Genomic DNA, 15586 nt, shown 5'->3' on the forward strand with positions numbered 1-15586 from the left:
CTCCTATCTGAACTCGCATCCTCCACAAATGTTCAAAGCCTGACCGGTAATGTTTCCGGCTTCCCCGGATGTGAGGAAAAGCGCGGCATTGGCCACATCGGCAGGTGTCTGGGCCCGCTTTAAAGCGCAGAGCTGTCTGGAGAACTCGTCCACCACGCCCTTACCGTCTTTGGCGTTTTTGAACATCTGCGGATACTTTTCTTTGTAAGTCGGAGCTGCTGCTTCATAAAGAGGCGTATAGACAAATCCGGGACAAATGCAGTTCACATTGATGTTTTTTGGTCCCAGCTCTCTGGACAAGGTCTGGGTAAAATTGATCACACCGGCTTTTATTGCCGAATATTCGATAATTTCCGGCGCTCCCGTCTTGCCTGCGACAGAAGCTGTGGTCAGAATATTTCCGAATCCCTGGTTCACAAAGATGGGATAGATGGCCTTGCAGCAATAGAACACGCCGCGCAGATTGATTTGATAGCTGCGGTCCCAATCGGCCGTATCCAGTGCTGTCAGCGGGTCGCCCTTGATTCTGCCCACCACGCCGGCGTTGTTGACCATGATATCGATCCGGCCCAAAAGCCGCAGGGCCTCATCGACCAGTTTAATAACGGACTGCTCTTCTGTGACATCCGTCCGTACAAAGTCAGCAGTGCCTCCCTTTACGCGAATTTCTTCTACTGTCTGCCTTCCCTCTTTTTCGCAGACATCGGCCACAACCACCTGCGCGCCTGCTTTGGCATACGCCATGGCGATTTCTTTTCCGATGCCTTTGGCGCTGCCAGTTACGATTACATTTTTGCCATTGTAGTCAAATTTTATATTCATGCTCCACCTCTGGTTTTTAATTAGATTTTACTGCCTTTCTTTGGGCGGCATATGGATGCACCTGCCGCCTGCATCCAGCGCCGCCTCCTGCAAAGCCTCAGCTATAGTTGGATGGGCGTGGATCGTTTCTTCAAGATCCTTCAGGCCCGCTCCCATTTTCAGAAAAGCTGCTGCTTCGCCAATGACTTCTGTCGCATTGGCCCCCAGCAAATGAACGCCGAGCAGCTTGCCGTCCGCTCCGTCGCAGATCACTTTGAAGATTCCCTCCGGCTCCCCCATAGCAAGCGCTTTTCCGCTGGCAATAAGGGGAAATCTGCCCACGTTTATATCTTGGTATTGTTTGCGGGCTTCTGCCTCTGTCATGCCCGCAAAGGCCAATTCAGGGGATGTGAAAATACAGCTGGGTACGATGGAATCGTCATATTTACTATCCATTCCTGCTATGGTTTCTGCCGCTGCCTTTCCCATATGGGATGCTGTGTGAGCTAACGGCCGGATCCCTGTCACGTCGCCGATGGCATAGATATGAGGCAGGCTGGTTCTGGTGCATTGGTCTACTTTGATGTAGTCTCCTTTCATTTCCAGCCCCAGCCCGGCTACGGAGTCGGTATTGGGTGTTCTTCCAATGGAAATCATCACCTGATCGCCGCGAAAATTTCTTCCCTGACCATCCATCTGGACCAGAACCTCTTTTTCTTCTCCAGCTGCCCGAATCTCCTTCACCATGCATCCTGTTTTGATGGTAATTCCGGCACTTTTCATACTCTGTTCCAGCGCCAGGGATAGTTCTTCGTCCGCGCTGCTGATGATGCGGGGCATGGCCTCGAGAATGGTAACCTGGCTGCCGAAGCTCTGCAGTACATGGGCAAACTCACATCCGATCACGCCCCCGCCGATGATGACAACCCTCTGGGGGATCTGGTCCAATTCCAGCATTTGCGTACTGGTCTGCGCATAATCAGCCGCCCCTGGAACGGGGATGGCAGCCGGCCTGGATCCTGTGGCAATGATCAAATTTTTAAAGCGGATGATTTCTCCATCCTGGTCGAGCCGGAGGCTTGATTGGTCCAGTACCTTTGCGGCGGCATGGAAAACCGTCACTCCATTGGCTGCCAGCAAGCCTTCCACTCCTTGCCGCAGCTGGCCCACAACCTGGTTTTTCATGGCAATCGTCTGCTCAAGATCAATGATAAGCTCTTTTATATGAATGCCTCTGTAATCGCTGTTCTTTGCCTGCCGGATGATTTCCGCGTTTTTGACCAGCGTCTTGGTCGGAATACACCCCGTATTCAGGCAGGTTCCGCCGATCTGCTCCCGCTCTACCAGGGCTGTCTTCTGCCCCAGCTGGGCGGATCGGATGGCTGCCACATATCCTCCTGGGCCTCCGCCCAGAACTACTACATCGTATGTTTTCATATCTTCCTCCTTACGCTTCCATCATTTCAGGAGCCTCAAGGGAACCCTTCACTTGATTGAGATATTCTGCCGCCATGGCCCCATCGATGATCCTGTGGTCTGCTACCAAATTGAGCGGCATAAAGCGTTTTGTCAGAATTGTCTCGCCTTCCATCATCAATCTGGTGCAAATCTGATTGACCCCCAGAATCGCCACCTCCGGCTGGTTGATAATCGGCGTAAAGCCTTCGATGCCATACATGCCCAAATTGGTAATGGTAAAAGTGCCGCCGCAGATATCATCGTAATTCAATTTCATTTCCCGAGCGCCTTGGATAATTCGTCTCGTTTCCTGACACAATTCCTTGAACGTGAGCTGATCCACACTTTTCACATTGGGGACCATCAGTCCCTTTTCCGTTGCCACCGCAAGGCCAATGTTGATTTCATGGTGAAGGATGATCTCATCGCCTTCCACGCTGGAATTGAACAGCTCGTACTTTTTTGAAGCCAGGGCGCATGCTTTCATCAGAAGATGGTTGTAGTTGATTTTTAAATTTTCTTGTTCATGGGCGCCGTTAAACGTTCGGATAAACGCCTCCGCTGCGCTGATTTCCACGGACATGGAATAAGTGACACGGGGCGAGGTTTGCCAGCTTTCTTTCATGCGCCTTCCCATAATTTCAGTCATTCCCGCTATTTTGATTCCTTTGCTCATGTTATTGCTCCTTGATCTCTGCCAAACATTGGCTGATATCCTCGTCCTTTTGTCCGATGATGCACAACGGTGTCTGACAGGGAACCTTCTCGCCCTCTTGTACCAATATTTTTCTGATGGTTCCCTCATATTCGGACTCCAGGGAATTGGTCAGTTTATCGGTTGTAATTTCCAAAATCGTTTCTCCTGCTCTGACCGCGTCGCCTTCGTTTTTGCACCACTTGGCAACTACACCGTCTTTCATCGTCAGTCCTAATTTTGGCATTGTAATCAGATTGGCCATTTTTTTGTCCTCCTTGTTTCGTCTGTAATGGATCGGATTCCCCTCACGATATCTTGCACTTGGGGAATCACGTAGCTTTCCAAATCTACCGTATACGGAATCGGCGTGTTCAGCTCTCCGATTCTGACAATTCGTTTTTCCAATGATTCGTAGATGTCTTCTGCGATGCAGGCGGCCATCTCCGCTGACCATGCCCCTCGCTTTACTTCTTCTGTGACAATGACAACTTTTTTGGTCTTTTTTATGGAGTTGTAAATGGTTTTCTTATCCAGGGGATACAGCGTCCTTGGATCAACCACTTCTACGTGAATCCCGTCTTTTTCAAGGATTCCAGCCGCTTCCAGCGCTTTATGCACGCACAGACCTGTTGCGATGACCGTAACATCATCTCCATGCAATTTGATGTCGGCGCTGCCCAAAGGGATGGGCTCTCCATCCAGCTCGACCTCATCTTCTTGGAAATAAAGAGACAGATGTTCGAAATACATGACCGGATTTTCATCCCGCACCGCACTGATCAGCAGGCCGTACGCGTCCTGGGGAGTGGAAGGATACACAACTTTTAATCCCGGTATATGGGTGAGAAATGCCTCCAAACACTGAGAGTGCTGGGCAGCGGCCTGCAGCCCTCCTCCGCAGGGCAGACGCAGCGTCATGGGAATTTTCATATTGCCTCCGTACATATATCGGAACTTGGCCGCCTGATTGAGCAGCTGGTCAAAGGCGCAGCCCATAAAATCATTGAACATCAGCTCGGATACGGGAACCATGCCCAGCGATGCGGCTCCTACGGACATACCGACAATCTGCTGTTCAGTGATGGGCGTGTCTCTTACTCGCTCCGGCCCGAACTCCCTTTGCAGTCCTTCTGTCAGCCCGAAGGTTCCTCCCACAATTCCCACGTCTTCGCCCATGATAAAAACCTTTGGATTATGCTTCATTTCGTGTCTGAGCGCTTGGTTAATTGCTTTTGCGTAGGTCAGTTTCATCGATAGTCCCTCCCTTCTTCAACGATATCGGTATAAACATCTCTTACTGCCGTCGTCACCGGCGGGAAGGGACTGTTTTCCGCAAATTTTACGGCTTCGTCGATTTCATGTTCCATTTCTTGATCGATGAACGACTGCTCTTCTTCGTTCAAAATGTTGTTTTCTTTCATGAAGGCTTTGCAGTTTTTGATGGGGTCCTGGTCCAGCCACTCCTTGATTTCCTCCGCAGGCCGGTAAACATCCGGTTCTCCTTCAAAGTGGCCGTGCTGTCTGTAAGTTTTGTATTCCACCAGCATAGGCCCTTTGCCACTTCGCACATAATCCACCGCTTCTTTGGCAGTTTCATAAACGATGGCGACGTCGTTGCCGTAGGCGATTGTCTGCTCCATTCCATATGCGGCTGCACGGTCAGCTACATTTTCTACGGCCATTGACCGGTCGACCCGCGAGGAAATGCCATAGAGGTTGTTTTCGCAGACAAACAAGATGGGCAGTTTCCATACGCTGGCAATATTCATCGCTTCGTGCCAGCTCCCTTCGTTGGAGGATCCGTCTCCGAAAAAACATACAACAATGCTGTCGCTTTTCTTCATTTGACAGGCCAGGGCCGCTCCTGCGGCCAGGTTGAATCCGCCTCCTACGATGCCGTTTGCTCCCAGCACACCGATGGATGTATCTGAAATGTGCATGGAGCCGCCTTTTCCGTGGCAATAACCGGTCTCTTTTCCGAATAGTTCTGCCATCATGGTTTTTATATCAGCCCCTTTTGCGATAATGTGGCCATGTCCCCGGTGAGTGCTGGATATGAAGTCGCCTTCTTTTAAATTGGCGCATACGCCTGCCGCCGTTGCTTCTTGCCCGATGCAAAGATGGACAAATCCCTGTACCTGGCCCTTTGCAAAGCACTTTGATACCCGTGTTTCAAAGCACCGTATTCTTACCATTGTTTCATACAGTTTTTGTATTTTTGCTTTTTCTAACAATGTGTCAGCCTCCTTTTACTTATTTCTTGCAATTAAAGTATCGCAAATTTCAGACTTATTCGAAATTCTTCCTTCATGGTATTTCCATAACCCTTTCGAGTTATTTTTCTATAATGCCGGTCTTTGGCAGCAGTTTTGATATAATCTGACTTTTGAAAGCATAAAAAAAATTGCACTAATTTTTCTAGTGCAATCTGGCACAACGTATTTTTCATGGGGCCATCCCATGATCTTTTTACATTCTTTTGCATTTAGGTGCGATGCAGCAGTTTGATCAGCGACATTCGGTTATTGACGTCGTATTTGCTGAATATATTATAGACGTGCTTTTTCGTCGTCGAAACGGTAATGAAGAGTTTTTCTGCGATTTCCTCGTTGGAGTATCCCTGGACAATCAGTTCAAGGATTTCTTTTTCCCGGGAAGTAAGTCTGTCAGAATAACGGGTGATCCGCTCTTCCTGCCGGGAGACGAATTTCATCACCAGCTCTGTAAGATGGGGTTTGAAGAGTTCCAAGATGAAAACTTCTTTTTCTGTAAAGTCGTTCCATGCTTCTTTTCGGAAAATGCTGACTGCACCGATTTTACAGCCGTTTTCGATGAGAATAATGCCGCAGCTGCACAGCAATCCCTGCGGGGCTAGAAACTGTTTATAAAAATCTGTATTTCTGCGCGCATGTTCGTCCAGAACATCGGATTCCACAAAGACGATCGATTGACTATAGTTGAACAAGTTGATCAGATAATTATTCTCAGGCCGGTAAGAATCAAAAAATGCAGGAATCAGCCTTTCATCGGTATCGATAAAGCAGGCATCCCTGATCAATGGTTCGCTGCTCTTTGGGTCAATCCCATAAAAATTGCTCTGATGGTAAGGAATCAAGGCGCCGATTCCAATCAAAAAACATTTTTCCAAGGCTTGCAGATCGTCCATGCGATACAGCTCCAGCAGGATTTCATTGATGATCTGTACCTCTTTATCTTTTAAATTCATCATCTTGTTTTTGTACCTCGCTGTTGTTTTTCATACTATCAAAAGGTTCTATGAATTGCAAGTACGATAAATTTTCTTCCACCTTATAAGGGGCAATGGGAAAATGGAACCGTGATTTACAAATCAAAAAAACGGCACATCCCATTCGTTTTCACCAAATGGGATATGCCGTATAGATTTAGTAAGCAGTCGCCTCAGGACGTCTGTATGATGTAGAAGGCCTTTTCGGCGGCAGCCCCACGCTTTTCGCACTCAGGGCCGTTGATTAATCTTCAAAAAATCCCCAGCCGTACATTTTTCCGTATTTCTTCATATCTTCGTACAAATCCTCCGGGTAGCCCTGAGAAATATCATCTGTGTTGACAAGCCAATTCAGCATCGCTTCCGAAAACTGCAGCGGCGTGATAAAGCTCTGCTCGGAGATAAAGTGCATATTGTCATACGGCGTATGATTGATGGCATAGAACCCTGATGTCAGCGTCAGATGGGGAATACCTTTGAATGCAAAGCTAATGGTGTCCACAATCCAGGGACCGATATCAACGTTCCAATCAAAGCCGCAATCCTCGACAACCTGATTAATTTCCTTTTCGACTTTTTCGTTGCATCCGGCCCAGATCAGCGGAGAGCTTAAGGCATTGCCAATGATATCATAGTTAAATACAAATTTCATATTATCAATTACCTCTGGATAATCCAGGATAAAATTGCGGCTGCCGTACAGTCCACATTCATGTCCCGACCAAGCAATAAAGCGGATGGTTCGCTTGGGCAGGATTCCCTGTTTTTTCAGATTTCCGAAGTATCTTGCCATTTCCATAACGCAGCCCACGCCCCCTGCATCATCCGCAGCGCCAACGCTGCTTTCCGCAGAATCTAAATGAGCGCAGACCAGAATGTTTCCCAGCTCCGGATTGGTTCCCTCAATCATACCTATGGTATTCCTTGTTTCCGTTTCTTCCAGGGTGAATTGGCAGTTGTAGAAAATTTCCACGTCTTCTCGTTTGGCCAGCTCCATGGCATCGTCGTACTTGAGAATAGCAGTCGGTATGGTAAAGGGCTCGTCCATATAAGAATAATTGGCATACACGTATGGAATATCCCGATGACCGTCGGAAGAAGTGTAGAAAACGGCTTTTACACCATATTGATATAACCGTTTATACATGTCCAAATCCGGGTATTCTACATAAGAATCCCTGCAGATCAGTACCGCTTTTCCCTCCACGTCCTTTGCTGCTATATTGGCGATTGAACCGCCTTCACAGTATACCAGCGGATAGGTGATCCCTTCAGCAGGCGTTTCCTTTGCAAACAGCACCGGCGTATGCTTTAAGACTTTCCAATCACCGTCCACCTTTGCTTTGAATTGGGAATGGGTGATCTTGCAGATGGGCAGCTTAAAATGATGCAACTCCACATCCACCCCATAGCTTTCAAATTCTTTGACAATATAATCGGAAGCCTTTATGACCTCTGTTTCTCCGGCAATTCGTTTGCCGCATTCCTCCGCGAAATAACGGGTATGTTCGTAAGCGTCTTTATACATTTACTTTCTCCTTTCCTTACGCCTGTTACAGACACTGTCCACGACGTTTCTATGAGAAAAGTATAGCAAGCTGCAGAGCTTCCCGCCATTGTCCTGAATGTTTAAAATGATCTGATAAATAGAACTGCGCCTATTCAGCATGGAACTCAGGTTCTACTCATCTTGAGAATTATCTGTAAATATCCCGCTTCAGCTCCCCGATCAAATCAATAATGTCCGTGATATAATAATTGTTTTCTTCCAAATGCTGCTTCACCTTTTCCAGATAAACACGGTTGTATCCTGGAACGCGCCTTTCCACTTCCGTAATAAAATTTACCATGTTTTCCCGCAAAGTGACAGGCCGGTCCGCCGGTACATAAGCAATTCGCACTTGCCCGGATTTTCGGTTGTAAAAGATGGTATCCAGATTCAGTGTGATCCTGCTGGGCGTGATCAGGTATTCGCCGGCTTTGCTCACCAGTAGAAAGGTCTTTTCCAGAATATCCAGAGCTTCTTTAATCTCTTTGACATTGCACTGCCGCAGAGCCGTGTACCCGCTGCAGTGGTAGGACACCAGTTCTCCGTCTTCACAGCTGACAAAACCCATTGGCATAAACAATTCACAGAGCCCGGACGAAAGTACGACCTTCTCAAATTCCTTTACGGCTCCTTCTTTAAGCTGTAATTTAAAATCATTGTTTCGAATCTCCATTTTATCCCCCTCCGCACTTGCTGCACGGCTGATACCCTTTTGCCAGTGCGTCCTCTTTCTCAATCTCGATGGCATATTTGTCGATGGTTTTACAGCTGCCTTGATGATAGGCTTTGCCTGTGCTTGCAAAGCAGTATACCAAACTTCCCAGCGGCAGCCGGTCCGGCTTGCATAGTAGACATGGCTGGTAATTTTTTCGGATCTGTCCGGTCAAAACAAGCTGTTTGGCGTTGGCCTTTATATAGGTACATTCTTCCTGATGATATTTCTTTCCCCACATGGGGAAAATCCAGACAATTCTTGAATCGCCGTTGGTTTCCATTTCTGAAAATGCCATGGGATTGGCCAAAGCCGCTTTGCCGATAAACCCTCTGCACTTTATGCGGCTTTCCAAATCAACTCCATCGTATAAATCCAGCGGCAGCTTAATCTTAATATGGTAGTTCAGTTTCAGTAATATCAAGCCGTCCCTGCCGCCTTCTTCATACAGATATCGAAACCGGCTGACCTTGATATTATCTGCCTGTTCATTTTCTATTCTCAGCCGTCTCTCCACTGCCGCGGGAAAAATCGGCGCTGCTTTAACCCCATAGGCCTGTGCGGCCAGATGAGCCGTTTCATCCACAGCGGAAAAGGTTATGTTTTCCGCTGTGCTGAAAATCTTTATGAAATAGCCCAGGGCAGCAATGGCAATGATAAAGATCGGAAGGAAGATCGCTGCTTCTAATGTAAAATACCCCTTTTTAGTACCTAGCATCATACCCCCGTTCTCCTCCGCCTAGCTCTGCCTTTAACCGGAAGCCGCAATGATAGTTTTTCAGCAAAAAGTCTTTGCTGAACGTTCCTTTCATGTTGATCTGCATTAAATCCATCATACGGGCTATTTTCAACGGCTCGCTCTCAAAATGAAGAAAAATCATCAGATAGTCTTCATAAGACAAACCTTTTTTGCTCCCTGTGTCAATGCATCCCTGATCAAGATTTTTCAGTACAGAATCCAAATCTGTTGCCCAGGACGCCTTATTTTTTAAAAGCATGACCGGCTTCCCCTTTTCCAAGAGTCTGGCATCGTTTTCCGCTTCTGCCAAAGCCCAGGTACCGATCAAAATTGCCTGCGTCAGGACCGCCGGAGGCCCTGGCGTCATTAATTCAGCTGCCGCCAGAGTCTGGGCCCTTTTTTCTTCATCCAGATAAAGATACGCTGCGTTAAAGCTGCTCCGAAATAATACCAAACCTCGTCTCACTTCCGCTTGATTCTTTTTATTACTGTATTCTCCCTGCAGAATGTACTCGACTTCATTTTCAAAAAAGGTAGCCTGGTCCACCTGATCATTGAGCGCGTTTTTGAATTTAAGCGTAATATATCGATCCAGCAAGTATGTATCCTTGCTTTGATCAAAGATTTGATCCATATTCTTGAACTGATCCCTGATTTCGGCAATTCGTTCCGCAAATCCGGGGCTGCTTTCTCTCAGAGGCTTGGACGGAAGACTGTCGATGATCCTGCGATTTCGCAGAGTCCTGTCTTCCTTTTTCTCACCGCTCTCCTCACGCTTTCCCCGATTCAGCAATTCTTCAGCAATGGCGAATTTCATATAATCCAAAATTTGTTGTTTCATATTTTCCGGATCTGCCAATGAAAATTGACCAAAACTGACATTGATTCTGCTGGCGTGCGCCTCTTGACGATCTTGCAGCGCGTAATCCAGATCTTCCTTAATCTGTGCTTCCACCTCCTCTCCTGTTTTTTCAAAAGCAAACAGACCATAGCGGTCTTTCAGCTCCAAATTGAATTCCGATAAAGCGCTCCTGCACGCAAGGTTTAAAATACCGTCCCCATAGCTTATGACCGCCGCTCGTTTTGCGGCATAGATGAAAACCGCAGTCAACGCGACCATTGCAGTCAGAATAAATACTAAGAACACGGAAGCGCTGCCTTTCTTATTTCTCATCTGCTTGCTCCTTGATTTGAGCCAAATCCACCATACGTACAAACATTGCTTCATCATCGGCGTATTTGTGTGCTGAAAGCTCCTTTGTCCTCCGATTTAAAATTCCCTTTTTTGAGAACTCCACGCTGGAGGCATAAAATACCTGCCCGCCCCGGTGGTCAATCGGGTAACTGGCGTTCACTTTTGTTATATATTCAACGGTCTGAGTGACTTGTCCGCTTTCCGCCCTCAATGCGATATGCATCCGGGCCCGCAATTCCGTCTGCTGATAAAGAAACACCAGCATATGAATTAAAGCTACGACCGTAAGAATAATCAACGGAAAGACCAACGCGGCTTCCACCATGGTCGTCCCCTTTTTCTCTTTCCAAGCAGTGTTTAAAAGCCGCTGTTGAGGCTTTCGAAGGTTTTGTTGACAAAACTGGTTATTTCGCTTTTGAAAATCAGCCCCAGAACAATGGCAATCGCCACCAGAATTGCTACTTGCACCATTTCCATCCCCTTTTTGTTGTTGCTTATAAATCTCCATTTCTTCATTTTTATCCCCCTTACATTCCCATTAATGCCGGCGCTATGGTGATCAGAATCAAAACGGACAGCAGAATGACTAAGGGAAGGGTCAGTTTGGTTTCCGCCAGCCTTCCCTTTTCCTCAGACTGCTGCTTTCTTGAAAACCACAGCAAATCGTTTTCTTTTTTTAATTTTTCAGCCAAATCCGCGCCCTTGCTCACATTATCGCTGATGATGTTTGAAATCCGCATCAGCTCTTTGACACCGCTTCTCTTGGCGAAACGGCGCAGCTCCTGATGAAGCGATCCGTTGACCTCCTGAACCGAACGGCAAACCCGCTCCAATTGGGTATAAAAATAGTCCGGCGCACGCCCTCGTTTCATCCGATCGTCGACTGCTTTCAGAAATGCCGTATTCAAAACAACTCCGGCATTCAGCAGAAGGACCAGTTTATTGATAAATTCCGGAAGTTCCCGGACAATGGATTCCGCCGCTTGCTTTTCTTCTTTTTCAATTTCATAAAACCGCATTTTGTAAATGAGCGCCGCTGCTGCCAGTGCCATTATGAAATATAACGGCAGGCTGGTATCCTGGACTTGTTTCCAGATAAGGCGTTCCCCTGTTTCCAGATGATCCGGAAGGCGCACCCGCTCCGATGCGGTATCCGCATTGAGCTGCGCAATGACTTGCCGCATCTGCTGTTCATTTTTTTCTGCTTCTGTTTTTTCCAGAGAGTCCGCAGGCTGCTGTTCCTCCTTTTTTCCAATGGGATCGATGGTAATATAGTATTCTTTTGTTTCCTTTCCATCGGGTCCTTGGATCACCACCTCCGTGCTGAAAGAAACGGATCCCGTTTTTGGATCAGGCCGCTGTATCTCCAAAATCTGACCACCGCTTCCCAATTTCAGGTTCCCTGCGGGTTCAGCTCCCAATAACAGATCGTAGGCTGCGGCCGCGCAGATCAACATTACGAAAGCCGCGCATTTGATCAGCAGGTTCCTGCGGGCTTTTTCGATTTTCGCAGCGCACGCTTTTCCCCCGTAGAGCTTGCGGTATCGTTCCTCCAGTCTCTTTTCAAATTCCTGATAGACTTTCAAGTTACACCTCAATATCCGTCAGTCTTTCTGTCAAATAAAAGGCTGCGCCCAGACCTGCGATAGCGATGGTCATAATCATTCGTCCCGCCAAAGTGGTATATAACGGCTCCAGATAATCCGGAGAAAAAACATTGAGAAAAAGGATCACGATTAAAGGCATGACGCTGATAATCTTTCCTTCAAACTTTTTCTGAGCAGTCATGGTTTTGATCTCCCGTTCAATATTGATTTTATCCACTAGAATCTCCGTCGTACTTTTCAGCATTTTTTCTAAATCCCCGCCCATCGTTCTGCAGGTCATATAAACCTGAACGAAATTATCGATATCTTCGCAATGGCTTCTTTCCGCAAAATCCATAAGAAGTCGAATGTCACTTTCTCTATTCTCTGATATGGCTTTGACCATGTGCTTTAATTCCTCGATCAAAGGCGTCTTGGGGCTATAGATCAGGCTTAAATTATCCAGGCTGCTTTTCAGCGCCTCTCCAATTTGCTGATTTACCGCCGCAGATGCCGACAAGGAATACAGCAGGTCCTTAAATTGTGTTGTAAGCAAAGCCCTTCTTTTTCCGGCCAGATAGTTCTCATAGCGATCTATTAAAAAATAGGGAAGAAATCCTCCTGCCAGGGAAAAAGGGATACTATGATAAAACAGAAAGAGCACTGCAAAGGATACGACATACCCTGCCGCTAGAAATTTGGCCTTTTCCTTTACGGATAATTCGTACTGTGAATAATCAACTTTCAAGTGTTATCCCCCTCAACTCAAGCTTTTCTCCGTGGATGAGTCCATTGCCGCTTTTCACCAGACCGATCGACGGCTTGTATTTAAAAAGCAGACTGGTTTCGATCTCGCCTTTCGATATTCCTTTTACTTCTGCGATCTCTAAAACCTTTCGGCTGCCATCGGACAAGCGGCCAAGATGAATGATAATGTCTATGCCCTCGGCGATCTGAGATCGAATGGCGTCAACAGGGAAGTCGGCCGCCTGCAGGAACATGGACTCCAGCCTCCTGAGCATCCCGGAAATGGAGTTGCCGTGTCCGGTGGACAAACTGCCGTCATGCCCCGTATTCATGGCCTGAATCATATCCATCACTTCCTTGCCTCTAACCTCACCTACAATAATGCGGTCCGGACGCATCCTCAGGCTCGTTTTAATCAAATCGGCCATCGTTACCTGTCCCTTTTGCTGGACATTGGCTTGTTTGCATTCCATCCTGACCAGATTTTCGATTTGCTTGATCTGAAGCTCTGCCGAGTCTTCGATGAGAATGACCCGCTCATCCTTTGGAATGAAGTTGGATAGAACATTGAGAAAGGTCGTCTTTCCCGAAGAGGTTCCTCCGCTGATAAAGCAGTTATATCCGGCCTTTACCAGCTTTTCTAAAAAATCAGCGGCTTCTCTGGTGATGCTCCCCATTCCAATCAGCGCTCCCATATCGATCGCTTTTTGGGGAAATTTCCGGATTGTCAGAATCGGTCCGTTGAGGGCGATATTTTTGTAAACTGCGTTCACCCTCGATCCGTCCTCCAGCCTGGCATCCACAATGGGATTGAGTTCATTGATCTCCCGATGAACTCTGGCGGCCAGCCGCCGGATTAATTCTTCCAAATCCTCCACCGTATCGAAGGTCAGCTCGACCTGTTCCAGTTTTCCTCCCTTTTCGATGAAAATATGATCTTTACCATTGACCATGATCTCCGATACATTGGGATTTTCAATGAAAGGCTGTAAAATATCCAAATCCCTGCGCAGGGAATAGAAAATCCTGCGGATCAGGCTGCGGGTTTCCTTTGGTGACCGCATCGCCAGCCGTTTATCCCGCAGCACATAATCCTCAATGGCTTCCATTGCCTGCTCGTCGGTAATCTCATTTTCATCTGCAGTAGTTAGGGTCGTACGGATCTCTTCAATGATCTGTCCCAAATCTATATCCGGGCCTCGAATTACATTTAACTCCATAATTTACTTAATTTTCCTTTCCTGATGTTAGTATAACGCAAATGGTAAATAATTACAATACCTATTTTTTCGACAAGATTCGACAAATAGAAAAAACCCGGCAGAAGTCCTCTAACACCTCTGTCGGGTCCTAAGCTTAACGCTGCGGCAAGCGATGGCACTGGTCATAGCCGCAAAATCAGATTAAGCTTTATTCTGCCGCCTTTCAGTTGGCTGCATTTATAAGTGGCTCCATGAGACCACACACTAAGAATTGTTCTAGCAATAGAAATCATTGCGGTAAATCAAAAAGCATATCAGTGCGACAGCCCATCCTTGACTGATTGCATATCTTAGCTAAACGAGTCCAAAAAGACCCCATCCGTACATTTCACTGGTTTCTTTCATGGCCCGCGTAAGCTCCGAAGGATAACCCTGTATAATATCCACATCACCTGCCGCCCAGTCCAGCACAGCCTTTGAAAAGGCTATCGGTCTCTTAAAGCCCTTTACGGAAATCAGATCCATATTGTCGTATACCGTATGATTTCCTCTTACAACATCAGCAAACAAGGTTATCTGGGCGATCTCCTTAGCTGCAAAGTTAAGCGCATCGACCACCTGGGGTTCCATTATGACAGGCCACTTTAGCTTTTGTTCCTCCATGATTTCATTCAGTTTTGATTCCACCTCAGGCATACAGCCGCCAATGGCTGCATACGAACAAATATCATTTCCGATAACATCATAGTTGAGTACAAATTTCGTATTTTCAAATATGTCGCGATGCTCAAGCAGATAATATTTACTTCCATGGAGTCCGCATTCGTGACCGGACCAGGCAATAAATCTCATCGTCCTTGCCGGCGGTTTCCCTGCATCAGCAAGCTGCTGGTAGTATCTTGCAAGCTCCATCACCGCAGCCACTGCGGCAGCATCATCCGTAGCTCCCACACTTCCCATTGATGAATCAAGATGCCCGCAGATAATAACGTTTTCCTCAGGCCTGAGTGCACCTTCGATGACACCGATCGTATTCCTGCTGGTACTCATTGCTACATCGAACTGCAGGTTTATGAATATTTCCTTCACATCTTGTTTGAGAAGCTCGCGAGCCGTCTGATAATAAATGACAGCAGTGGGTATCGTATAATCCTCATCCATTGTTTCAAAATTAGCATACACATAAGGTACATCCATGTGGAACTCTCCTGTTGTATATATTACAGCTGCCGCTCCGTATTCCTTAAGTTTTTTGTACATACTGATATCGGGATAGACAAAATATACATCCCTATAAATCAGCACAGCCTTGCCTTTGACATCATTTTCTTCGAATGCCGCAGTGCTGCCGTCCTCGAGGAAAACGAGCGGGAAGGTCTCCCCGCCCTTTGCAGTCGATTTGGAAAACAAAGCAGGAGTATGTCCCAGCTCCGACCATTTTCCTCCGATGTTCGCTTTAAGATTCGACTCAATAACCTTGCAGATCGGCACATCGAATTCATGAATCTCTGTTTTTATGCCATGCTGCTTATAATAGTCCAGTATATAATCACTTGCCTTGATAACAGCTTCTGTTCCTGCGAGCCTTACACCGCATTCCTCTGCAAAATATTTTGTATGGTCATATGCCATCTGTTCGATCATTTTTTCCAC

The 15586-nt window shown here is 46.9% G+C and carries 17 protein-coding genes; all 17 read right to left on the reverse strand.

All coding sequences use genetic code 11. The features are described from left to right. Positions 1 to 3 precede the first annotated feature (3 nt). The 17 genes from NIA71_RS04290 to NIA71_RS04370 all read right to left on the reverse strand — a co-directional run bounded on the left by NIA71_RS04290 (position 4) and on the right by NIA71_RS04370 (position 15577). Positions 4 to 822, reverse strand: coding sequence for an SDR family NAD(P)-dependent oxidoreductase (locus NIA71_RS04290; protein WP_148398873.1), 819 nt, complete (start codon positions 820 to 822; stop codon positions 4 to 6). 27 nt (positions 823 to 849) lie between these two features. Continuing rightward, positions 850 to 2238: a dihydrolipoyl dehydrogenase gene (gene lpdA / locus NIA71_RS04295; RefSeq protein ID WP_253019758.1), complete on the reverse strand. Its 1389-nt coding sequence runs from the start codon at positions 2236 to 2238 to the stop codon at positions 850 to 852. A gap of 10 nt (positions 2239 to 2248) precedes the next feature. After that, positions 2249 to 2935, reverse strand: a complete 687-nt coding sequence (locus tag NIA71_RS04300) for a 2-oxo acid dehydrogenase subunit E2 (protein WP_253019759.1) — start codon at positions 2933 to 2935, stop codon at positions 2249 to 2251. A 1-nt stretch (position 2936) separates the two neighbouring features. Next, positions 2937 to 3218 carry a biotin/lipoyl-containing protein gene (locus NIA71_RS04305; RefSeq protein ID WP_148398879.1) on the reverse strand — a complete coding sequence of 94 codons (282 nt, stop codon included), beginning with the start codon at positions 3216 to 3218 and terminating at the stop codon, positions 2937 to 2939. Next, positions 3206 to 4207: an alpha-ketoacid dehydrogenase subunit beta gene (locus tag NIA71_RS04310; protein ID WP_148398881.1), complete on the reverse strand. Its 1002-nt coding sequence runs from the start codon at positions 4205 to 4207 to the stop codon at positions 3206 to 3208. Before NIA71_RS04310 ends, NIA71_RS04305 begins: the two co-directional genes overlap by 13 nt. Continuing rightward, complete coding sequence (locus NIA71_RS04315; RefSeq protein ID WP_253021270.1) at positions 4204 to 5151, reverse strand: thiamine pyrophosphate-dependent dehydrogenase E1 component subunit alpha; 948 nt, start codon at positions 5149 to 5151, stop codon at positions 4204 to 4206. The genes NIA71_RS04310 and NIA71_RS04315 overlap by 4 nt, the downstream gene beginning before the upstream one ends. A gap of 290 nt (positions 5152 to 5441) precedes the next feature. Next, a complete protein-coding gene (locus NIA71_RS19885) occupies positions 5442 to 6185 on the reverse strand; it encodes a helix-turn-helix transcriptional regulator (RefSeq protein WP_269478410.1) in 744 nt (247 codons plus the stop codon). A 262-nt stretch (positions 6186 to 6447) separates the two neighbouring features. Then, a complete protein-coding gene (locus tag NIA71_RS04325; RefSeq protein ID WP_148398885.1) occupies positions 6448 to 7731 on the reverse strand; it encodes a M28 family metallopeptidase in 1284 nt (427 codons plus the stop codon). Positions 7732 to 7900: 169 nt separating this feature from the next. After that, positions 7901 to 8425, reverse strand: coding sequence for a DUF6382 domain-containing protein (locus tag NIA71_RS04330; protein WP_148398887.1), 525 nt, complete (start codon positions 8423 to 8425; stop codon positions 7901 to 7903). A 1-nt stretch (position 8426) separates the two neighbouring features. Then, a complete protein-coding gene (locus NIA71_RS04335) occupies positions 8427 to 9185 on the reverse strand; it encodes a hypothetical protein (RefSeq protein ID WP_253019760.1) in 759 nt (252 codons plus the stop codon). Beyond that, a complete protein-coding gene (locus NIA71_RS04340) occupies positions 9169 to 10377 on the reverse strand; it encodes a DUF5702 domain-containing protein (protein WP_253019761.1) in 1209 nt (402 codons plus the stop codon). Before NIA71_RS04340 ends, NIA71_RS04335 begins: the two co-directional genes overlap by 17 nt. Further along, the gene (locus tag NIA71_RS04345) at positions 10367 to 10723 is read right to left on the reverse strand and encodes a hypothetical protein (protein WP_253019762.1); all 357 of its coding nucleotides are present in this window, start codon (positions 10721 to 10723) and stop codon (positions 10367 to 10369) included. The genes NIA71_RS04340 and NIA71_RS04345 overlap by 11 nt, the downstream gene beginning before the upstream one ends. Before the next feature lie 32 nt (positions 10724 to 10755). Further along, positions 10756 to 10914, reverse strand: coding sequence for a Flp1 family type IVb pilin (locus tag NIA71_RS04350; RefSeq protein WP_367177872.1), 159 nt, complete (start codon positions 10912 to 10914; stop codon positions 10756 to 10758). Between the two features lie 11 nt (positions 10915 to 10925). Next, positions 10926 to 11984 carry a type II secretion system F family protein gene (locus NIA71_RS04355; protein ID WP_253019763.1) on the reverse strand — a complete coding sequence of 353 codons (1059 nt, stop codon included), beginning with the start codon at positions 11982 to 11984 and terminating at the stop codon, positions 10926 to 10928. A 1-nt stretch (position 11985) separates the two neighbouring features. Further along, entirely contained in the window at positions 11986 to 12732 is a 747-nt protein-coding gene (locus NIA71_RS04360) for a type II secretion system F family protein (protein WP_253019764.1), read from the reverse strand. After that, positions 12722 to 13951, reverse strand: coding sequence for a CpaF family protein (locus NIA71_RS04365; RefSeq protein WP_253019765.1), 1230 nt, complete (start codon positions 13949 to 13951; stop codon positions 12722 to 12724). Before NIA71_RS04365 ends, NIA71_RS04360 begins: the two co-directional genes overlap by 11 nt. Positions 13952 to 14287: 336 nt before the next feature. Further along, a complete protein-coding gene (locus NIA71_RS04370) occupies positions 14288 to 15577 on the reverse strand; it encodes a M28 family peptidase (RefSeq protein ID WP_253019766.1) in 1290 nt (429 codons plus the stop codon). Positions 15578 to 15586: the final 9 nt, after the last annotated feature.

The organism is Ihubacter massiliensis, assembly GCF_024125305.1.
GTDB lineage: Bacteria > Bacillota > Clostridia > Peptostreptococcales > Anaerovoracaceae > Hominibacterium > Hominibacterium faecale.